19 protein-coding genes are annotated in these 22,613 nt (G+C 35.8%); 9 read left to right on the forward strand and 10 right to left on the reverse strand.

The window, feature by feature from the left end:
• The first annotated feature begins 185 nt into the window (after window positions 1–185).
• From J3U56_RS03910 to J3U56_RS03950, 9 genes are all read left to right on the forward strand, one after another.
• The gene (locus J3U56_RS03910; RefSeq protein ID WP_324101508.1) at window positions 186–1,238 is read left to right on the forward strand and encodes an ABC transporter substrate-binding protein; all 1,053 of its coding nucleotides are present in this window, start codon (window positions 186–188) and stop codon (window positions 1,236–1,238) included.
• A 9-nt stretch (window positions 1,239–1,247) separates the two neighbouring features.
• Window positions 1,248–2,261: a FecCD family ABC transporter permease gene (locus J3U56_RS03915; protein WP_267366787.1), complete on the forward strand. Its 1,014-nt coding sequence runs from the start codon at window positions 1,248–1,250 to the stop codon at window positions 2,259–2,261.
• Window position 2,262: 1 nt separating this feature from the next.
• Window positions 2,263–3,027 carry an ABC transporter ATP-binding protein gene (locus tag J3U56_RS03920; RefSeq protein WP_267366789.1) on the forward strand — a complete coding sequence of 255 codons (765 nt, stop codon included), beginning with the start codon at window positions 2,263–2,265 and terminating at the stop codon, window positions 3,025–3,027.
• Window positions 3,014–3,769 (forward strand): substrate-binding domain-containing protein, encoded by a 756-nt coding sequence (locus J3U56_RS03925; RefSeq protein ID WP_267366791.1) that lies wholly within the window; start codon window positions 3,014–3,016, stop codon window positions 3,767–3,769. Before J3U56_RS03920 ends, J3U56_RS03925 begins: the two co-directional genes overlap by 14 nt.
• A gap of 96 nt (window positions 3,770–3,865) precedes the next feature.
• Complete coding sequence (locus tag J3U56_RS03930; protein ID WP_267333536.1) at window positions 3,866–5,185, forward strand: 2-hydroxycarboxylate transporter family protein; 1,320 nt, start codon at window positions 3,866–3,868, stop codon at window positions 5,183–5,185.
• 125 nt (window positions 5,186–5,310) lie between these two features.
• Window positions 5,311–6,471 carry an NAD(P)-dependent malic enzyme gene (locus J3U56_RS03935; protein ID WP_267366793.1) on the forward strand — a complete coding sequence of 387 codons (1,161 nt, stop codon included), beginning with the start codon at window positions 5,311–5,313 and terminating at the stop codon, window positions 6,469–6,471.
• A 125-nt stretch (window positions 6,472–6,596) separates the two neighbouring features.
• Window positions 6,597–8,216, forward strand: coding sequence for a DcuS/MalK family sensor histidine kinase (dcuS, locus tag J3U56_RS03940; protein WP_267333538.1), 1,620 nt, complete (start codon window positions 6,597–6,599; stop codon window positions 8,214–8,216).
• Window positions 8,216–8,887 carry a response regulator gene (locus tag J3U56_RS03945; protein WP_267333539.1) on the forward strand — a complete coding sequence of 224 codons (672 nt, stop codon included), beginning with the start codon at window positions 8,216–8,218 and terminating at the stop codon, window positions 8,885–8,887. Before dcuS ends, J3U56_RS03945 begins: the two co-directional genes overlap by 1 nt.
• A 122-nt stretch (window positions 8,888–9,009) precedes the next feature.
• On the forward strand, window positions 9,010–11,463 hold the full coding sequence (locus J3U56_RS03950; RefSeq protein WP_267366795.1) for an autotransporter outer membrane beta-barrel domain-containing protein: 2,454 nt from the start codon (window positions 9,010–9,012) through the stop codon (window positions 11,461–11,463).
• 79 nt (window positions 11,464–11,542) lie between these two features.
• Here the strand turns inward: J3U56_RS03950 and yfbR are convergent, their stop codons facing one another.
• From yfbR to murD, 10 genes are all read right to left on the reverse strand, one after another.
• Complete coding sequence (gene yfbR, locus J3U56_RS03955) at window positions 11,543–12,130, reverse strand: 5'-deoxynucleotidase (RefSeq protein WP_065633868.1); 588 nt, start codon at window positions 12,128–12,130, stop codon at window positions 11,543–11,545.
• An 87-nt stretch (window positions 12,131–12,217) separates the two neighbouring features.
• A complete protein-coding gene (gene lpxC / locus J3U56_RS03960; RefSeq protein ID WP_065633869.1) occupies window positions 12,218–13,132 on the reverse strand; it encodes a UDP-3-O-acyl-N-acetylglucosamine deacetylase in 915 nt (304 codons plus the stop codon).
• Between the two features lie 65 nt (window positions 13,133–13,197).
• A complete protein-coding gene (gene ftsZ / locus J3U56_RS03965) occupies window positions 13,198–14,325 on the reverse strand; it encodes a cell division protein FtsZ (RefSeq protein WP_416379582.1) in 1,128 nt (375 codons plus the stop codon).
• 93 nt (window positions 14,326–14,418) lie between these two features.
• A complete protein-coding gene (gene ftsA, locus J3U56_RS03970; protein ID WP_267333542.1) occupies window positions 14,419–15,672 on the reverse strand; it encodes a cell division protein FtsA in 1,254 nt (417 codons plus the stop codon).
• Window positions 15,673–15,693: 21 nt separating this feature from the next.
• A complete protein-coding gene (locus tag J3U56_RS03975; protein ID WP_267347596.1) occupies window positions 15,694–16,527 on the reverse strand; it encodes an FtsQ-type POTRA domain-containing protein in 834 nt (277 codons plus the stop codon).
• Window positions 16,528–16,540: 13 nt separating this feature from the next.
• Complete coding sequence (locus J3U56_RS03980; RefSeq protein ID WP_065633873.1) at window positions 16,541–17,449, reverse strand: D-alanine--D-alanine ligase; 909 nt, start codon at window positions 17,447–17,449, stop codon at window positions 16,541–16,543.
• Window positions 17,450–17,454: 5 nt separating this feature from the next.
• The gene (gene murC, locus J3U56_RS03985) at window positions 17,455–18,900 is read right to left on the reverse strand and encodes a UDP-N-acetylmuramate--L-alanine ligase (protein ID WP_065798417.1); all 1,446 of its coding nucleotides are present in this window, start codon (window positions 18,898–18,900) and stop codon (window positions 17,455–17,457) included.
• A gap of 168 nt (window positions 18,901–19,068) precedes the next feature.
• Window positions 19,069–20,121: an undecaprenyldiphospho-muramoylpentapeptide beta-N-acetylglucosaminyltransferase gene (gene murG, locus J3U56_RS03990; RefSeq protein WP_267343955.1), complete on the reverse strand. Its 1,053-nt coding sequence runs from the start codon at window positions 20,119–20,121 to the stop codon at window positions 19,069–19,071.
• A complete protein-coding gene (gene ftsW / locus J3U56_RS03995) occupies window positions 20,121–21,272 on the reverse strand; it encodes a cell division protein FtsW (RefSeq protein WP_267333545.1) in 1,152 nt (383 codons plus the stop codon). The genes murG and ftsW overlap by 1 nt, the downstream gene beginning before the upstream one ends.
• Entirely contained in the window at window positions 21,269–22,603 is a 1,335-nt protein-coding gene (gene murD / locus J3U56_RS04000) for a UDP-N-acetylmuramoyl-L-alanine--D-glutamate ligase (RefSeq protein ID WP_267347594.1), read from the reverse strand. The genes ftsW and murD overlap by 4 nt, the downstream gene beginning before the upstream one ends.
• Window positions 22,604–22,613: the final 10 nt, after the last annotated feature.

The raw sequence follows: 22,613 nt of genomic DNA on the forward strand, positions 1-22,613 counted from the left end.
ATAATTTTGATTTAATTTTTCACCTATCTAAACATAAATAATTTTCATAAACCACTCTTACCGGTCATTAATAAATATTAATTGTTAATAGACTAAAATTTCGCTATATTTAAAATTATATAGCGAATATAATTTTAAACTAATTAATTATTAATTAACACATTATATGTCTATTAGGATGAACGATGGAAATTTATAAAAAGTTTTTACTACCATTTGGATTGTTTTTATCACTATGCTTAACAGTCACCTGTGAAGCTAAACAAGTGACTGATCAACTTAACCGTACTGTTCAAATCCCAGATAAAGTCGAAAGAGTAGTCGTTTTGCAACATCAAACATTAAATCTAATTGTACAACTAAACCGTCAACAAACCCTTGTGGGTGTTTTGTCTTCTTGGCAAAAATTATTAGGAAAAGACTTTGTCAGATTTGCTCCAAATTTGTCTAACCTATCGACACCGGGCGATCTAACTTCGGTTAATATCGAAAGTTTACTTGCTCTCAAACCACAAGTTGTATTTGTCACAAACTACATGCCCAAAGCGGTTATCGATCAAATTGAAAAACTCAACATTCCAGTTATTGCTATCTCGTTACGCAAAGATATAGCATCACAGGCAGATAAAATAAATCCCATTATGGTTGATGAAGAGACAACTTACAATGAAGGATTAAAACAAGCGATACGCCTAATTGGTGACGTGCTTGATGCTAACAATGAAGCCGAGGACTTAATCAACTATTCTTTTGAGCATCGAAAAATTGTCACAGATCGATTACAACGTATAGCACCTGAAAAACGCATACGCGTTTATATGGCTAATCCAGATCTCACCACCTATGGTTCGGGCAAATATACTGGATTAATGATGGAACATGCAGGTGCCATTAATGTTGCTGCAGCAACGATTCAAGGCTTTAAACAAGTTTCGATAGAAAATGTCTTACAATGGAATCCACAAGTAATCTTTGTGCAAGATCGATATCCACAAGTCGTTCAAACAATTTTATCCGATGATTTATGGAAAAATATTGATGCCGTTAAACAAAATAAAGTCTATTTAATGCCCGAATACGCAAAAGCATGGGGATATCCTATGCCTGAAGCTTTAGCCATCGGTGAGCTTTGGATGGCAAAAAAACTTTACCCAGATTTGTTTAAAGATATCGATATGCAAAAACAAGCCAATGATTATTATTGGCGATTTTATCGCGTCAACTATCATGGGGAATAACAATATAATATGATCAGCTTTTCCTATCGCCATTCACATGTTGGCCTGATTATATTAACCATAATATTAATAGTTGTTTCATTAATTATTGGACACTATTCAATATCTGTTAGCCAAGTTATCCATGTATTGCTTTCATTGCCAACATCACAAATAGATCAAACAATGGTGGTTGATAATCAAGTCATTTGGCAAGTAAGATTGCCACGAATTTTATTAGCTTTTCTTGCAGGTGCAGGATTAGCAATTTGCGGCGCCGTATTACAAGGGTTATTTTATAACCCGCTTGTTGATCCTCATGTCATTGGCGTAACATCAGGCGCGGCTTTTGGTGGGACTTTAGCCATTTTGTTAAATTTTTCAACCTTTGGACTGATGGTTTCAGCTTTTTCATTTGGGCTATTAATACTAGTTTTAATCTTATTATTAACTCACGTTATCAAACAAAACAATGTGCTAGTTCTAGTATTAGTTGGATTAATATTAAGTGGTTTTTTTAACGCACTGGTGAGTTTAATACAATACTTGGCCGATAGTGAAGAAACACTCCCCAATATTGTATTTTGGTTATTAGGTAGTTTTGCCACCGCTAATTGGGATAAATTAATGACATTAGCCATTCCAATTGTTATTGCTAGCTATTTATTAATCCGGCTAAGTTGGCGAATAAATATTTTATCATTAGGGGATAGTGAAGCTAAAAATTTAGGTATATCAATTCTTTTTTCTCGATGGTTAATTTTAATTTTGTGTACCTTAATTATTTCTATGCAAGTGGCAGTAAGTGGTTGTATTGGCTGGGTAGGATTAATCATTCCTCATGCCGCGCGATTATTGGTCGGTAGTAATCATCAACGACTACTGCCGATAACATTCTGGTTAGGTGGTGCTTTTATGATTATTGTTGATGATATTGCACGAACCCTCAGCACGGCTGAAATACCACTCGGTATTATTACAGCGCTGGTTGGTGCGCCTTGTTTTGTTTTGTTATTACGACACCAAATTTTACAGAAATTCTAAAATGACATCAGCGATTATAACAACACATAACTTAATTTGTGGTTATCAACAGAGTAAACCCTTAACTACTGCGATAAATATTACAATTCATACCAATGATATTATCGCTATTCTTGGCGTGAATGGCCGAGGAAAAAGTACTTTGCTTAATACGTTAATGGGAACGCTTAAGCCTTTAAGTGGCACTATTAACAATCCTCATTGTTGCAGCTTTGTCCCACAAAATTTTATGCCTAATATAGATTATAAAGTATGGGAAATTGTGGTAATGGGAAGTGCTAAAAAATGGGGATTATTTGGAAAACCCGATCGACACCTTTTGCAGTTAGTTGAAGATAAGTTAGCTCAATTTGGATTAGCACATTATAGTCATCACCTATTTTCACAGCTTTCTGGCGGTCAAAAACAGTTAGTGCTTATTGCTCGGGCATTAATGAGTGAATCTAACATTTTATTACTCGATGAGCCAACAAGTGCATTAGATTTACATAATCAACATAAAGTGTTAAACATTTTGTCCTCATTAGTACAGAAACAAAATTTAACTATTGTGTTTACAACGCATGATCCAGCTCATGCAATGAGTTTAGCTAACAAAGTATTATTACTTGATGAAACAGGTTATCAATATGGTCTCACCCAAACGTTGTTAACCGAGACACAATTAACCCAGTTATATAACATCACAATGAAAAAAATAGTTTTTTCTGACTGCCAAACCATCATTCCTCTTTACACATTGAGTAATCATTATGACAACACTTAATATTTATGCAGCGGGAAGTTTACGTATTGCATTTCCTGCATTAGCCGAACTATTCAAACAAAGCTTTTCAACCGAAATTCATATAAAATTTGGACCGGCTGGATTACTATGTGAAAAACTATTGCAGAAAACGCCTGACGATAATATTCATTTATTTGCATCGGCTAACACGTTGCATCCTAAAACACTCATAGATCACGGAAAGGCTATATCTGATTATGTTTTTGCCCATAATCGCTTATGTGTCACCGTCAGAAATGAATCAAAATGGACATCAAGCGATATCATCAAATTATTATTACATCCTGAAACACGTATTGGTATGTCTACTCCGCAAAAAGATCCCTCTGGAGATTATACTTTTCAGCTATTTGATAACATAGGTACCTACTATGAGGGTATGGGTAAGCAATTAAAACACCGCGCAAAACAATTAGTCGGGGGATCACTAGAGAGTCATATCCCTAAAGCGATGCATCCGGCTGAATTTTTTTTACTAAACAACACCGTTGACGCCTATATCGGTTATGCTAATTATGCACAAACAATTTTACAAAATCCGAAATTAGCTATGATTAATTTGCCTGACAAGTTTAATCCTGCTATAGATTACAGTATTGCCTTACTTAAACCAGCTCATAAAATGGCGAAGTTATTTATTGGTTTTTTACTTAGTGAAAACGGTCAAAACTGCTTGATGGCTAACGGCTTTGGTAAAATAACGAACATAAAAACAAATTAACTACTTACATTAATTACAAAACGAGTTAGATAAGTTTCATATTCTTCTGATTTCGAACTGTATAACTATACTACTGTTATTTAGAGAAATAATAAAATGACAGAAAGGAGAGATACAGTTATGGGCATGATGCAGAAAATACAAGAAAATAAAATTTATATTGGTTCGTTACCCTTACCAATTTTTATTGTGTGCTCAATTATTGTTATCATTGCAGCCCAGTTGAACATGTTACCTAAAACATTAATTGGTGGTTTTGCGGTGATTTTACCCCTTGGATGGTGTTTAGGCACTATTGGGCAAAATATTCCCTTTTTTAAAAAATTTGGTGCACCAGCTATACTTTCCTTAATTGTGCCTTCAATCCTTGTATATTATGGCGTTTTTGATGAAAACACATTAGCCGCCACAAAAATGTTAATGAAGGATTCTAATTTCCTGCTGTTTTATATTGCGAGTTTAGTTTGTGGTAGTATTCTTGGTATGCATCGAGTCATTTTGATTCAAGGTTTTATTCGTATGATGATTCCTATGCTGCTTGGCATGTGCATCGCAGCTGTTGTAGGCGTTGCAGTTGCTGTCGCTTTTGGTGATACATGGGAACATGCATTTTTCTACACAGTATCCCCAGTGATGGCAGGCGGAATCGGTGAAGGTGTGTTACAGCTATCTAATGCTTATAGTAATATCCTTAATCAAAATTATGATTCCTTTGTGAGTGCATTAATCCCAGCAACCGTTGTAGGTAACTTTTTTGCTATTACTTTCACCGCTATTATGAGTCGAATCGGTGAGTTAAAACCACAGTTAAGTGGTCATGGTCAGTTAGTCAAAATTGAATTTGATGGACTTGCCGACGCATTAAAAGAAGATAAAACACCATTAGATGCTAGAGCCATGAGCGGTGCGATAATGATTTTAGCTACCTTATTTATTTTCGGTATGATTTTAGAAAAGATAACTCACTTCCCTGGACCAGTTTTAATGATCATTGCTACTGCAATAGTGAAATACTTCCGTTTGCTGCCTGAAAGTGTAGAACGGGGTAGCCAGCAATGGTATAAGTTTATTTCTGGCAATTTTACCTTCCCATTAATGGCAGGATTAGGGTTGTTGTATATTGATTTAGGTAGTGTAGTCAATGTATTAACCGTGCCTTATTTTATAACCATCATTTCGGTTGTATTAACTGTTTCTATGACCGGTTTTGTATGTAGTTTCTTCCTAAAAATGTACCCTGTTGAAGCCTCGATTATTTCATCTTGTCAAAGTGGTATGGGGGGAACAGGCGATGTTGCGATACTTTCAACCGCTAATCGAATGAATCTAATGCCTTTTGCGCAAGTCGCAACGCGATTAGGAGGCGCATTAATGGTGATATGCACAACAGCACTATTAAGATATTTACATATGTAGTCGCAAAAAAGATGAGTTAAAATAATTAATAATTATCATGTTACATGATTAGGTTAACAGTTTAGATATCCAATTATCTAACCTCTTATAAAAAATTGATTGAGTATAATTAAAAAGGAATAATTATGACAACAGTGCAAGAAAAAGCCTTAGCTATCAGTAAACAAATGCATGGCAAATTTGAAATAAATGCTAAAGTCCCGGTTAACTCTATGTCGGATTTGAGTGTGGCTTATACCCCTGGAGTTGCTGCAGTGTGTACTGAAATTGCTAAAAATCCTGAATCAGTTTATGAGTATACCAGCAAACGCAATCTGGTTGCGGTTATAACTGATGGTTCAGCGGTATTAGGGCTAGGAAATATAGGGCCTGAAGCAGCAATACCCGTCATGGAAGGCAAAGCGATATTATTCAAAAAATTTGCTAATGTTGATGCCATTCCATTATCACTCAATACGCAAGATCCTGATGAGTTAGTTAAGCATATTGCAGCATTAGCCCCATCTTTTGGCGGAATTAATCTTGAGGATATTAGCGCGCCAAGATGTTTTGAGATTGAGAAAAGATTGCAAGAAATATTAGATATCCCTGTTTTCCATGATGATCAACACGGCACAGCTATTGTTGTTTTAGCCGCGTTATATAATGCTTTAAAAGTGGCGGGTAAAACAATTGAATCGGCCAAAGTTGTTATTAACGGCGGTGGAGCTGCCGGTTTAGCTATTGCCGATATGCTTTTAGCTGCAGGTGTTACCGATCTAAAAATCGTCGATAAAATTGGCATTTTATCTGAAGATGATCAAAGCCTACCACCTCATCATTTAGCGATAGCCAAAAGAACAAATAAATCAAAACAAAAAGGTACACTTGAAGATGCAGTAAAAAATGCCGATGTTTTTATTGGCGTATCTGCACCTGGGGTTTTAAAAGCCGATTGGGTCAAAACCATGGCAGAAAAAGCAATTATTTTTGCAATGGCAAATCCGACACCCGAAATTTTTCCTGATGAAGCAAAAGCCGCTGGCGCTTACATTGTCGGAACAGGGCGCAGTGATTATCCGAATCAAATTAATAATGTACTGGCTTTTCCCGGCATCTTTAGAGGTGCGCTTGACGCGAGAGCCAAAAATATTACATTAGCCATGCAGTTAGCGGCAGCTAAAGGTTTAGCCAACATTATTACACCCGATAAATTATCTGTAGAGTGTATATTACCCAACGCTTTTGAGCCTAATGTCGCCAAAGTCGTAGCCGAAAGTGTGAAAAATGCGGCTAAAAGTGAATAAGTAATAGAGGATCAATAACTAAACTTAACAATCAAAACCTACTATCAAAATAATTGGGTAGTAGGTTTTCACCATTAATAAGTTAATATAATCAAACTATTAATGATTTAGCATGAATGATGAATATGAAGTATCTTTTTAATCGATTAACACTCAAAATTAAATTAATTAGCTTAATTTGTTTGGTATTTATACTATCGGTTATTGCCCAAAATATTTATATTGTACATGTTGTTAATGACGAATATTTAATGCATTCACGTCAAGGGGTTGAAAATATTGCTAATATCATCTCAACATCCGATGACATCATCCATAAAATGCAAACCCCAACACCAGAACATTTAGCCTCCATTCAAACTATTGCTGAACAAGCACGGATAATGACTCAAGTCGATTTTGTGGTTATTTTTAATATGCAAAGCATACGCCTTTCCCATCCAGATAAAAACAAAATTGGGCAACTTATTGTTGGCGGCGATGAGCAACCGGCATTAAAAGGCGAATCCTATTCATCCATTGCCAAAGGAACCTTAGGCGATTCAGTGCGTGCTTTTAGACCTATTTTCAATCAATTACACCAGCAAATTGGGGGGGTTCTAGTTGGACAAACGCTAAAAAAAATTAATCATTCAGCAGCCAAAACCAGTCAACCTATTTGGTTATCATTAGTCGCATCATTAATCATCGCCATTATCTTAGCGTCTTTACTTTCTCGAAACATAAAAAAAATATTATATGGACTCGAACCATTAGAGATGGCTCACTTATTTGAAGAACGAAATGCAATTATACGAACAGTTAAAGAAGGTATTGTGGTTGTTAATCGTGAAGGGCTGATAACTCAAATTAACGACGAAGCGAGAAGAATATTACGTTTACCAGATAGCAAAGATAATATTATCGGCTATCCAATTGCAAAGATTATTCCCAATACTCGATTGTGTGATGTCATGATGACAGGTATTCCTGAATATGATTGTGAACAAAACATCAATGGCGTTGTTATTTTAACTAACCGAACACCATTATTTGTAAAAGAATCACTTGTTGGCGCGATTGCCTCATTTAGGGATATGACAGAAGTACGACAATTAGCCGAAAACCTAACGGGGGTGAATCGTTATGCTGATGCATTACGTTCACAATCTCATGAATTTAATAATAAATTACATGTTATCTATGGGTTAGCCTTTAATGATAATAAACAAGAGTTAATCGATTATCTTGAAGAGATAATAGGTAACAAACAAGCCGAATCTAAGCTAATTAGTCAAACAATAAAAGATCCTATTATTGCGGGATTTTTAAATAGCAAATTTAGTCGAGCTCGTGAGCTCGGTATATCATTATCTTTAAATGTTAAAGGTGAATTAAAACTCATCCCGAATATATCTGTGACCCACAGTTTAATTACCATTCTTGGCAATCTCATCGATAATGGATTAGATGCTATTCAATTTTTAGATGATAAACAGATCATTATTAATTTAGTGATAAGTCATGAAATTTTTGAAATTGAAGTCATTGATAATGGAGAAGGTATTGCACAAGAAGATATACAATATATCTTTAACAAAGGCTATTCAACCAAAGGAGATAACCGAGGTATAGGACTTTATTTAGTATTAGCTAGTCTTGATGAACTTGGTGGGCATATTCAATTGTGTGATCCAATTAATAAAAAAGGGGCTTGTTTTAAAGTATCATTACCACTTTGTGAACTTTATAGAGAGAAAGAGTAATGGTTGATGTATTGATTGTTGAAGATGATCCAATGGTGGCGGAGTTAAATAAAAAATACCTACAAAGGATGACAGGATTTCATTTAATTGCCAATGTGAGTAATGGCGAACAAGCACTCCATTTTATTCATGACAATCATATAGATCTTATTTTACTCGATGTCTTTATGCCTAAACTTAATGGGCTTGAGTTGTTACAACATATTCGTATCAGTTATCCACAAATTGATATTATAATGGTGACAGCAGCATGTAATACCAGTGATATCCAAACAGCATTACGTTTGGGCGTAATTGATTATATTGTCAAACCATTTACCTTTGAACGTTTAAGAACTGCACTTATTTCATATCAAGAACGAGTACGTTTATTGTCATCATCAAAAATACTTAATCAACATCAATTAGACGATCGTATTTTTGCCAAACCATCGATAAACCATAAAGAGTTACCCAAAGGAATTGATAGCCAAACATTAAAAAAAGTCCGTGAAACTATTATTCACTATAATCATGAATTTTCGATGAGCGATATTGTCGAGTTAATACCATTATCGCGCATATCATTAAAAAAATATCTTGATTACTTAGAAGAACGTGAAGAGCTGGAAAGTCATTTGACCTACTTATCCATTGGTAGACCTGTAAAACGTTATACTTATCAGAATTAATTTGTGATTATTTTTAATTAACATATTGATTATAAAATAATAACAGTCAAGAAATAAAAATTATTGATTATTATTATTGATGGTTTATTATCCTCATTTTTAAAAGGATTTTTAGATAAACCATGAAACTCAAATCAATTTCTTTATTAATCATCACAGTATTTAGTGCCAATCAAGCACAAGCTTATAACTATGTCGCTTCTTCTGATGTCATTTTACCTTTTAACCAGATTAATGAACGTTATTTCATAACTAACAGTACTACTAATGCGGTTAATATTAACGTTTCTGACGGTTTGACTGTTAATAGTGATGGTTCATTTCACTTAGGTTTTAGTGGTAAAACCGATAGTGAAACAGCTTCACTTGCCGCAGGTGATATCAATATGAACATCAATGGTAACTTTCAAATTCATAATGATACATGGATTGGTAAATTTGATACAAAATTCTTTACTCAATATTTAGGGTTGCATAAAGATTATCCATATAACCCTATCAATCAAGACATTAACGTTCATGTAACAGGCGATATTAATGTTGAATTAGGTGCAGATAAAGAAAGAGGCGGACTCATGATTTTGGCTGGTAATGTCATGGGAACAGGCGTAAATACGACAGGTAAAACCACCGTAAAAGTAGATGGCGATACCAATATTCGAAGTGGCGATAATCATTTAGCCGGTACCGCTCTAGCACCAGCTAAGTTAATCACTCGTAGCTTTAATTTAACTGGTGGTGATATTGAAATCATCGGAGCAAAAACAGTACTAGAAACGACCAATAACGATATCAATAAGTCTTCTGTGACCATAGGTAAGACCGGTAAAATGATCATTATGCGAGGAGGGACTGTTGATGTCAGCCTTGGTGGTAATTTCAACGTGATTGATCAAGGTATTTTAAGTGCTAGCCGAGGTAATGGTTTTGTCAAACTGGCATCAAATGGACAGGTATATATCGGTAAAAATGCGACAATCGAATCCTCTAAAGGCTCTCTTTTCATTAGTGATCAAACTAACCGAACATCACAATTAAATATTGATGGCATTATTAGTTTTGGGGTTTCTGATACCAAACAGATTAATGAAATTAATGGTGATAATGTTAATGTTAATACAACAGCAAAATTTTCTGCAACAGATGACTTTTTAAAGAACGCATTTAAATATACCTCTTCTGAAGCTAATGCCACCGTATTATCAGCAAATAATTCTTTGAAAATTGCTAATATTCAGAATAATGAAACAAAAGCACTTATTCAAAACATTTATGGCGATCTGAACTTTAAATTAACAGGCAATGAGTTAAAATTTGTTAACGCGACTAATGTCACTGACTTTAGTAATGCCGCTCAAACAAAAGCTGCTGCTGATCGTCAAATTTCCCGTTATTATCAACAAGTCGGTACTAATTCAAAAAATGTAGCAAAACGATTTGCACAAAATGTAGCTAAAGTTTCGTATGAATCATTCTATAATCCGACTAAGAAAGGCAGTGTTATTTCTGATAAATCGTTAGCTGGCGATTTAAACTGGGCAATATTAAGCGCAATAGGACGAGGTAATTTAGCTATTGAAAATCGTGGCACGAGTTTACAATTTAATCGCACCTTAGCTGGATTATATAATAATAATCAGGGTTTACACTTGTCTGAAATTGCACTTAACAACTTCAATTACACGAAATCAATCTTAGACAAACAAGTTGGACAATATTTTCAAAATAAAAAATTAGTCAATAATGATGATAATTTATGGATAAACCTTACCCATCATGATGAAAATACCGATAACCATGATGGTATTTCTGGTTATAAATACTCTTCTAACGGATTTATGATGGGATACGACAACGAGTTGCTAGATAACCTACTGGTAGGTTCAGCAATCGGTTATTCGTCAGGTGATTATAAAAATAAAGCAGCTTCATCCAATGATTCAGATATCAATAATTATCAAATTCAGCTTTATTCTACTTATAAATCACCAACAAATATCATTGCATCAACTTACGCCGGCTACTCTTATGGAAAAAACCGATTAAAAGCAGACGACAATCACAATACTATCAAAGAAAAATTCCATAGTAATACGTGGAATATTGGTAGTTCGATTGGTTATGACTGGCAAAGTACTGATCAACTAACATTAACACCTGCGATTGGTTTAACTTATGTGCATACTGAAAATAGCGCACATGATGTCAGTTATAACAGTATTGATTTAGTTAAATATGCTAAATCATCTAACTCATCATTATTGATTCCTGTCGATTTAACAGCGAATTATTTAGTTTGGCAAAATCAGGATAGTCAATTATTGTTAACCGCAAAAACCGGTTATGCATTTAATTTGAGTAATGATGAATTTGATAGTGATATCACTATTAATGGCATTGATAATTTATCTAAAATGCGTGCCTACTCATCCAACCGTAGCAAAAATCAATATAACTTTGCTAGTGGCATCACCTATAAATATAATTTAGTTGATGTGAATGTTAATTATCAATACTTTGGTGAGAGTAAAAGAAATTCAAATTATATTACGGCTCTTACAAAAATTAGTTTTTAATCACTGAAACTAACCAGACAAAGATGATGCTCTACTGTTTTTTCAAAAAAGAGCATCATCAAATCGACATAGCAACCCTTTATGCGGTGATCTCATCTAAAGAAAGATTAAAACTTGGTACAAAAACATCTAAAAAGTAATCCATTTCAGGGCTACTTCGCTCAGATAAAGTTTTTTTAAGGCGCTGTTTTGCCAGTTTAAATTCGTTATTACCCGCACTTAACTCTTCAATTGTTTTAAGATATGCACATAAAGCATCAGCTTGTTTCACAATGCTTTTTTCTTCTTCAGTATAAAAATCATCATCAATTAGGCATCTAAAATCGTCTTGTAACTCTTTGGGTAACATATTAATGAGTTTATTTTGTGCTATTTTTTCAATTTTTTTATATTCAACCGTTATTTGTGGATTGTAATATTTGGTTGGTGTGGGTAAATCGCCCGTGATAACCTCTGATGCATCATGATACATAGCTAATAATGCAATTCGTTCCGGATTAACATTACCATTAAATCGTTTATTTTTAATAATAGCTAAAGCATGCGCAACAAAAGCCACTTGCAAACTGTGTTCAGATACATTTTCAGTTCTCACATTACGCATTAAAGGCCAGCGATTAATCAATTTTAATCGTGACAAATGAGCAAAAAAATGACTAGTATTCATAGGGAAAACTCTTTCTGATTTAAAAATAAAAAACGCTTCCATTACTGTATGGAAGCGCTTATTAGATAAATAAATGTATTTAAATTTTTAAGCTAAAACAAGTTGCTGCGTACCTAAAGCAAGTGGAACAGTTTGCTCTTCGGTAAAAGTGACATATTCCCACGCATCTTGTTTTGCTAATAAAGCTTGTAATAATTGATTATTTAAAGCATGACCAGATTTATAACAAACGACTTCGCCAATCATATTATGGCCACACATATATAAATCACCGATAGTATCGAGCATTTTATGACGAACAAATTCATCTTCAAAACGCAAGCCATCTTCGTTAAGGACTTTATAGTCATCAACCACAATTGCACAATCTAAACTACCACCTAAACACAAACCTTTTGATTGTAATGCTTCAATATCACGCATAAAACCAAATGTTCTTGCTCGGCTAATTTGACGAATAAATGATTCAGACGAAAAATCCAACTGATAACGTTGTGAACTACTATCAATTGCCGGATGATGAAAATCGATAGTAAAATCTAATCTAAACCCATTATATGGTCTAACTTCAGCCCATTTGTCACCATTTTCAACGCGAACAGTTTCTTTAACGCGTAAAAATCGTTTAAGTGCATTTTGCTCGGTAATACCTGCATCAAGCAGTAAATAAACAAACGGACTTGCACTACCATCCATAATTGGGATTTCAGGCGCATCAACTTCGATAATAATGTTATCGATGCCAAGACCTGCTAGCGCTGAGTTAATATGCTCAACAGTTGAGATACGAACGTTATCTTCATTCACTAAGCATGTACAAAGCATAGTATCACGCACTGATTTTGCATCCACCGGAAAATCAACATATGGATTCAAATCAGTACGACGATAAATAACACCTGTATTTTCAGGCGCAGGGCGTAACGTCAAAGTAACTTTTTTGCCGGTATGCAAACCAACACCTGTTGCTTGTATTGTCCTTTTTAATGTTCTTTGTTTCACTTTACACCTACTATTCTATTTGTTTCTATTGACATTAGACAATAAAAAACCAAATAAGTTCAACACTAATTCGCTTGCTTACGGATAAAAGCAGGAATATCTAAAATTTTATTTTCTTCAAGAGGAGAAATGCTTTGCTCATTAACCACTTTAGCTAATTTCTCTTCTTGATGTCCTAAATTACTGCTTTGACCAAATAGCGAGTTTTGTGAAATTGGTTTAGCAATTTTAACTTCTGGACGCTTATCCATACCAATGCCTGTTGCAACAACAGTAACTCGAATTTCATCTGACATATCAGGATCAAAAGTTGTCCCGACAACAACAGTGGCATTATCAGAAGCAAATGCTCTGACTGTACTACCCACTGTTTCGAATTCTTCTAAGCCAAGATCTAAACCGGCGGTAACATTAACTAAGACGCCGCGCGCACCAGATAAATCAATATCTTCTAATAATGGGCTAGAAATGGCCATTTCAGCAGCTTCTTCAGCTCGATTATCACCACTTGCACGACCTGATCCCATCATGGCATATCCCATTTCTGACATCACTGTTCTAACGTCGGCAAAGTCCACGTTGATATGACCAGGTTTAGTAATTAATTCTGCAATACCTTGTACCGCACCTTTTAATACACCATTTGCTGCCGCAAAAGCATCTAATAACTTAACGCCTCTACCCAATACTTTTAGTAATTTATCATTTGGTATAGTAATAAGTGAATCAACATGCTTAGCTAATTCAGCAATACCTTGCTCAGCAAAAGCCATACGCTTTTTACCTTCAAAACCAAATGGTTTTGTCACTACAGCAACGGTCAAAATACCTAACTCTTTAGCGATTTCAGCAACGACTGGGGCAGCACCTGTTCCTGTTCCACCACCCATTCCCGCTGCGATAAATACCATATCAGCGCCTTCAATAGCACTACGAATGACCTCACGATCTTCCTCGGCAGAATTTCTACCCACTTCAGGATTAGCACCAGCACCAAGTCCTTTGGTTACATTGGTACCGATTTGGATAGTTTGACCTACCTTAATTCTTTTTAATGCTTGTGCATCTGTATTTGCCGCAAAAAATTCTACACCTTCAATATGTTCAGCAATCATGTGTTCAACGGCGTTACCACCGCCACCACCAACACCAATAACTTTAATGACTGCTGCTGGTTCATCATCTGCAACCATAGGCTCAAACATAACTTATCTCCAATTATACGATCTTAGAACATTGTACAGATAACCGTCTACAATGTCCACGAAGTTCTTGAAATATATTAGCTAAAATTCTTTTTTAAACCAACCGGTCAAACGTTTAGCTATCCCTTTTAATGATGATTTGTCACTATCTTTGCCATCATCATTTAATAAACTCTGTTTCCCATAGTGTAATAACCCAACTGTCGTTGAACAATAAGGTTTTTGTACATAATCAGTTAGGCCCGAAATATTTAAAGGCTGACCTATACGTACTTGATTTTGAAAAACTTTTTCCGCACACTCAACCATACCTTTAATTTGAGCTGCACCACCAGTTAATACAATACCGGCTGCGAGTTGATATTTGACATTTTGTTTTTTTAGTTCGTCTTGTAGCGAAAGTAATTCTTTTTGAACTAAGGAAAGAAGTTCAGAATAACGAGGTTCTATGACATCAGCAAGTGTCTGTCTTTGTAAAGAACGAGATGGTCTACCGCCGACACTCGGTACATCGATGACTTCATCTTTACCAATTAATGAACCGACAGCACAACCATAGCGAATTTTAATATTTTCAGCATCCATTGGCGGGGCACCAAAGGCATAAGCGATATCGCTAGTAACAACATTTCCCGCATAAGGAATGACAACAGAATGACGTAAAGCACCACCTGTATACACCGTCACATCCATTGTGCCGCCGCCCATATCAATAACACAGACGCCTAATTCCTTTTCATCATCAGTCAATACTGCATAACTCGATGCTAAGCCAGAAAAAATAAGCTGATCAACTTTTAAACCACAACGTTCAACCGCTTTTACAATGTTTCTAGCCATATCATTATGGCAAGTGACTAAATGCACTTTAGCTTTCATACGTACGCCAGACAAACCAATCGGATTTTTTATTCCTTCTTGTAAATCAATGGAATATTCTTGGGCAATAACATGTAAGATTCGATGTTCATCTAAAATTCTGACTGATTTTGCTGTATGCACCACATTTTCAACATCTTCGGCGGTCACTTCCTCATCGGCAATTGGCACCATACCAATTTCATTTTGACAACGAATATGTTTGCCAGAAAGACTTAAATAAACCGAAGATATTTGGCAATCTGCCATTAGCTCAGCTTGATCAACAGCACGTTGGATTGATTTCACCACAGATTCTAGATCGTTAACACCACCTTTATCAACGCCTTTTGATGGGCAGTGCCCTACACCAATGATATTAATAATACCATCGGGAAGAACCTCACCAACAAGAGCAAGTACTTTTGATGTACCAACTTCTAGTCCTACAACCAATTTTTTTTCTGTTGCTTTCATACTTCAGCCTTTATTTATTCCTTACTGCGCTATTTTTTCTCTTTGTACTGAAATACCATTTTCATAACGTAAATCAGCGACCGTTATTCTTTCATTTGTTGGTATTCTTGATTGTATTTCAGGAAATAATTTCATAAATAGTTGATAACGCTCTTCGATGTTTTCACTTCCTAACACCAATTTTATTTCCTGATCTTCAACACATATACCAGCAATACATTGTTTTACCATCAGTTGCCAAGCATTTCGCTCATCGGATATTGCCGCGTCAATCTTTAATGCCAACTGATTATTAGCCAGTTTTTTAGATAAATTATCTAATTTATAATATGTTTCGAGTACTGATTTTGCTTTACCTTCAGGTCCATATAGCCTTGGTAATTTTAAATTGTTAATACGATCCAAAGGTACACTAAATACAACGCCATTTTCATCAAGTAAAAATAAATCATTCCAATAAAATGCCGGTTTATACTCTTCGACATGAACAATCAATCGATCCGGCCACTGTTTTCGTACACTGGCATGCTTAACCCATGGAAAGCGCATGACTTCTTGCTGAATATCATCAACATCTTGTCCAATATAAGTATTTGGTAAACCTAAACCTAAAATCGCTTCCCGAAGGTCATTTTCCGTTGTATAAGTATGTTCTCCGCTCAATGTTAACTGAGACAATACCATTTGTTCTGGATCATCCATCCACTCTTTAATACTTTGCACAATCCAAGTGCTAATTAAAATAATCATAATAAAGAACAAAAATCCCATGAATTGTTCTGTATTACGAAAAATAAGCAGGCGCCTTTTTTTTCTTTCTTCTCGTCGATGTGCTGCTTGCCTAACTTGTTTCATAAAAATAGGGCCATTATATAGTTGCCAGTTTTAAAATTCGTGTAACTAGTTCACTAAATGACCAACCGTATTGCTTGGCTGCCATTGGCACTAAACTATGATCTGTCATACCTGGAGCGGTATTGACTTCAAGTAAATAAGGATTTTGATTATCGTCAAACATAATATCTACCCTTCCCCACCCTCGACATCCTACTGCTTTATAAGCATCAAGGGCCAATTTACGAATTTCCTGTTCTTTATTTTCGGGTAACCCGCTTGGGCAAAAGTATTGTGTTGAGTCAGATAGATACTTTGCATCATAATCATAAAATTTGGTAGCGGGTTTAATGTAAATTGCGGGTAAAACTTCTTCACCAACTATTGCTACTGTAAATTCCGGTCCAGATAAAAATGACTCAACCATCACCGCATCATCATATTGAAAAGCAACATCTATAGCATCTTTCAATTCAGAGATTTCATTAACTCTTGCCATCCCAACGCTTGATCCTTCATGAATTGGCTTTACAAATAGCGGTAAACCAAGTTGTTTAACAATAGACTCAACATCAACAGGTTGGGTTTTATTAACCATAACATAATTGGCAACCGGCAAATCCATTGCTTTCCAAATTAATTTGGTTTTTAATTTATCCATTGTCAGTGCAGATGACAACACATCACTGCCTGTATAAGGAATATTTTGATAAGTTAAAATGGCCTGAACAATACCATCTTCACCTCCACGTCCATGCAGTATGATGAAAGCTTTATTAAAACCTTGTTGCTTTAGATCCGTAATAGCATGGTCTTTAGTATCAATAAGATGGGCATCAATCCCACTGGCCAATAATCCGGCTAGCACTGCACGACCAGATTTAATCGACACTTCACGTTCCGCAGAGGTACCACCATATAATACAGCTACTTTATCGTTCATGATTATTATACCTCTTTTGAATATAATTGAGCACTGGCTAATTGTCGAGCAATACGACCTACACTACCAGCACCTTGTGTTAATAATAAATCCCCACCTTGCAATAATTCCTGCATAATCTCAGGTAGAAGATCTAAATCGGAAACATAAATCGGATCAACTTTACCGCGATTACGAATCGAACGACATAAAGATCGACTATCCGCTCCCGCAATGGGTTGCTCACCGGCGGAATAAACATCCAACATAACCAGCGCATCGACTTGAGAAAGTACTTGCGCAAAATCATCAAATAAATCCCGAGTTCGAGTATATCGATGGGGTTGAAACAACATGACTAATCGACGATCGGGCCAACCATTTCTTGCTGCCTGTATTGTTGCATTAACTTCACTTGGATGATGACCATAATCATCCACCATCATAATATCGCTGCCATTGACATGCGGGAAGACCCCCAATAAATCAAACCGTCTACTGGTGCCCGCAAATTTAGCTAAGGCATGAATAATTGACTCATCGTCAATACCATCTTCAGTGGCAGCAATAATTGCAGCAGCTGAATTTAACGCATTGTGTTTTCCTGGTGCATTTAATTCTATCTGTAAATCTTCATGATTTGGTCGGCACACCGTGTAATAGCTGATACCTTGTTCCTGACGATAATTTTTAATGACCACATCCGCTTCTTCACTAAATCCATAAGTGATAATTTTACGCCCGACAATAGGTAATAAATCACGATTAAATGGATCGTCATAACACATTATTGCTAAACCATAAAAAGGAAGATTACGTAAAAACGAGATAAATGTCTGTTTAAGATTTTCGACATTACCCTGATAAGTATCCATATGATCAGGTTCAATATTGGTGACAATCGATACCATTGGTTGCAAATGAAGAAATGAAGCATCACTTTCATCTGCTTCGGCAATAAAATAACGGCTGCTACCTAATTGCGCATGTGTGCCAGCTGCTTTAACCAATCCCCCATTAACAAAAGTCGGGTCAAGTTTTGCTTCAGCATAGATAGCTGTAACCATGGCTGTTGTTGTGGTTTTACCGTGTGTACCGGCAATGGCAATACCATAGCGAAAACGCATTAGTTCGGCTAACATTTCTGCCCGTTGAATAACTGGAATACGCGCTTCACGTGCCGCAACAACTTCTATGTTATCTTGCGAAATAGCTGAAGATATCACAACAACACTTGAACCGAGTATATTTTCGGCCGCATGCCCAATAACAATTTTTGCACCTAATGTCTCTAAATGTTGTGTTACCGCGTTTTCAGCAATGTCCGAGCCACTAATTTGATAACCTTCATTAGCCAAAACTTCGGCAATTCCTCCCATGCCAGCGCCACCTATCCCAACAAAATGGATATGTTTGACACGTTTCATTTCGGGAATAATTGCTCTTAATTCAGCTAATTCCTTCGTATTCACAATCGAACTCCTAATTATACTGTTTTTATTTACGTGTTATGCTTTAACTTTATTGAGTATTCTATTATGCTTATTATTAATGAACTCAATAATTGATATGTCATAACGATATTATTAATCTTAAACATCTTAAGTAAGATGATTACATCACATTATATAAAAAATTAATCATTTTACTACTGAACACAAGGTTTGAGCCACTCTTTCTGTCGAATTCACAATGGCTAAACTTTTAGCCTTAACGGCCATATCTATTAACTCCGATCGATTTAAATTTTCAAGTAAATGAGAAAGCGATGCAACATTAAAATCGGGTTGCTCAATAATAGTTGCAGCACCAATATCGGCTAAAGATTTTGCATTCCAATATTGCTGGCGATCTTTATGCATAAATGGCACGAAAATCGCCCCTATACCGACCACTTCAATTTCACTTACTGTTAGTGCTCCACTTCGGCAAATGACAATATCCGCCCAATTATAAGCCTCGGCAACATCAGAAATAAATTCAGTAATTTTATTGTTTGTCATATCACAATCTTGATAAGACTGAGAAACTGATTCTAGCATTCCTTTTCCTGTTTGATGCCAAACTACATATTTATCGGACAATTTGGTTATCACTTTAGGCACAATATCATTAATCACTTTAGCACCTTGACTACCGCCCATTACTAATACTCGAATTGGACCTTGTCTATCTTTCAATCTTTCACTAGGATCAGCTAGTTGCAATAAATCATTGCGAACCGGATTACCCACTACCTCAGCATGGGGGAAAGCAGTAGGAAAAGCTTGAAGCACTTTAGTTGCAATTTTCGCTAACCATTTGTTAGTTAAACCAGCAATACCATTTTGTTCATGTAATACAATAGGTATACCTAAAGTTTTAGCTGCAATTCCACCTGGACCTGATACATATCCCCCCATACCAAGCACTACATCAGGACGATAAGCTTTCAAAATTTTTCTTGCTTGCAAAACCGCTTTAACAATTTTATAAGGTGCTTTTAATAAAGCGCTTATTCCTTTTCCGCGTAAACCTGATATTTGGATAAAATCAATATCAATTCCATTTTCAGGAACTAAATGCGCTTCCATTCTATCTGCTGTACCAAGCCACCTAACTTGCCACCCTTGTTTCATCAAATAATGCGCAACGGCAATACCTGGAAATACATGACCGCCTGTGCCACCAGCCATCACTAATAATTTTTTCATTATTTTATTGACCTTATTCTTGCTTGTGCTTGTTTTTGTCTAAACTCATAGTCTATTCGCAGTAATATAGCAACAGCAATGCTCATTACAATAAGACTTGAACCACCGTAGCTAATAAATGGTAATGTTAACCCTTTAGTTGGTAACATGCCGGATGTTACGCCTATGTTAACGAAAGTTTGAAAACCAAACCAAATACCGATTTCACAAGCTAAATAACCTGAAAACTGCGAACCATCATTAAGTGCTCTATATCCAATAGCTAATGCTTTAAATGTTAGAAAAAATAACAACATCAATAAAGCAACAACCCCAAGATAACCATACTCCTCAGAAATAATGGAAAAAATAAAATCTGTATGACATTCGGGTAAATAGCCCAATTTAAGAATTGAATTGCCCATTCCTTGACCAGTAATACCACCACTACCAATGGCCATCAATGAAGCAACTAACTGATAGCCCGATCCTGTTGCGTCTTGCCAAGGATCGAGAAAGGTTAATAAACGGGTTAAACGATAAGCTTCATATAAAATCAAACATATCACAGCACCAACACCCGTCAACAAAATAGCAATAAATTGCCACAACTGAGCACCGGCAATAAATAAAATACCAATGGTTACCATAAACAGCACAATAACGGTACCTAAATCGGGTTGTTTTAAGAGTAGAATTGATAAAACAGCCATCACCACCATAGGTTTAAAAAATCCCCAAAAACGATTTTGCACTTCATCGGATTTGCGTGATAGATAGGCTGCTAGAAAAATAAATAAAGATAATTTGGCTAACTCAGCCGGTTGGAAGTTAAAAACACCTAATGGGATCCAACGCGATGCACCATTGATTGAAGAGCCTATGCCTAATACAATCACTAACATAATAATGGCAACAATTAAAAGAGCGGTACTAAATTGTTGCCAGCGCTGCATAGGAATATACAATGTTACAAACATTAAAAACAGGGACATAGCCAACTGAATTAATTCGCGCTGGGTATAGAAAAAAGGATTAGTTTCACTAAATGACATCGATGCCGATGTCACCATGATTAAACCAAAAATCATTAAACCAAACACTGTCCAGAGTAATGAATTATCAAACGGTATATTTGGATTTACCTGTTTTTTTATCCAAAAAAACGTCATTTTTCACTCCTTTGAGCATATTGCTTTGCCAGTTGAGCAAACTGATTACCTCGCTCAATATAATTTTTAAATTGATCTAAACTGGCGCACGCAGGGGAAAGCAATACCACATCATCCACCTTAACTTTATTCGCGATCAGTTGCATTGCATCTGCCATGGTTTCAGTCACAGTAGTTTTACTCGGTGCTAATTTTGCAAGTAATTGACGGTCTCGCCCAAAACAAAAAACCTCAATCTGGTTATTTTGTAAGTAAGGAATCAGAGGGGTAAAATCGGCAGATTTTCCATCACCACCTAATAGTAAATATAACTTTCCTTGGCACACTACACTATTTAACGCTGCCTCGGTGCTTCCAACATTGGTCGCTTTTGAATCATTAATCCATTTCACACCATTTTGTTGATATACCAATTCAAATCGGTGAGCTAAACCTTGAAAGGTTGCTATGGTTGCTAAACTTGACGTTCTGGAAATACCTAATCGATCACTAATAGCAAGCGCAGCCAACGCATTTAAATAATTATGACGCCCAATTAGTTTCATCTCTTTAGTCGATAAAACCACTTCATTTTGTGCAATTAAATGTTCACACTTATTATCTAAATGGTAATCGCCTTTATTTACCCCAAATGAGACACAATTTTGCTCATTAGACGCAGGTATTGTTAATTTATCATCGTGATTAAATACGCAATACTTTGCATTATGATAGATGCGTTGTTTAGCTTGAGCATATTGCATTAAACCTAGCGGATAGCGATCCATGTGATCTTCGGATATATTTAAAATCGTCGCTACAGTTGCTTGTAAACTAAAAGTTGTTTCTAATTGGAAGCTTGAAAGTTCAAGCACATACACATCAACATTTTGTTTTAAAAGTGATAATGCCGGCTCACCGATATTACCACCAACACCAACCTTAATACCTGATGATTTAACAATATCACCAACCAATGTTGTGACGGTTGTTTTACCATTGGCGCCGGTAATGGCAACTACTTGCTTATTGGCTTGCTTGTTAACCTCGCGGCAGAAAAGTTCTATATCGCCTATAATTTCAATACCTTGGTTTGCCGCTTGTTGTAATTGTGGCGTAGATAAAGCTATACCTGGACTTGCGATAATTAAATCAGCATCTAACAACCAATCAAGCTTTAGATCACCTAAATGGTATTCAATACGGCTGTCTAATAGCTCTAATCCTTGTGGCTTTAAACGTGTATCAATCACTTTTGGAATCACATTTTGAGCAAGAAAATAGTCCACACAAGAGAGCCCTGTGATGCCTAAGCCAATAATAACAACGTTTTTGCCCTGATAGCTAATCATGATTTAATCC

This window comes from Gilliamella sp. B2824 (genome assembly GCF_026536245.1).
GTDB lineage: Bacteria > Pseudomonadota > Gammaproteobacteria > Enterobacterales > Orbaceae > Gilliamella.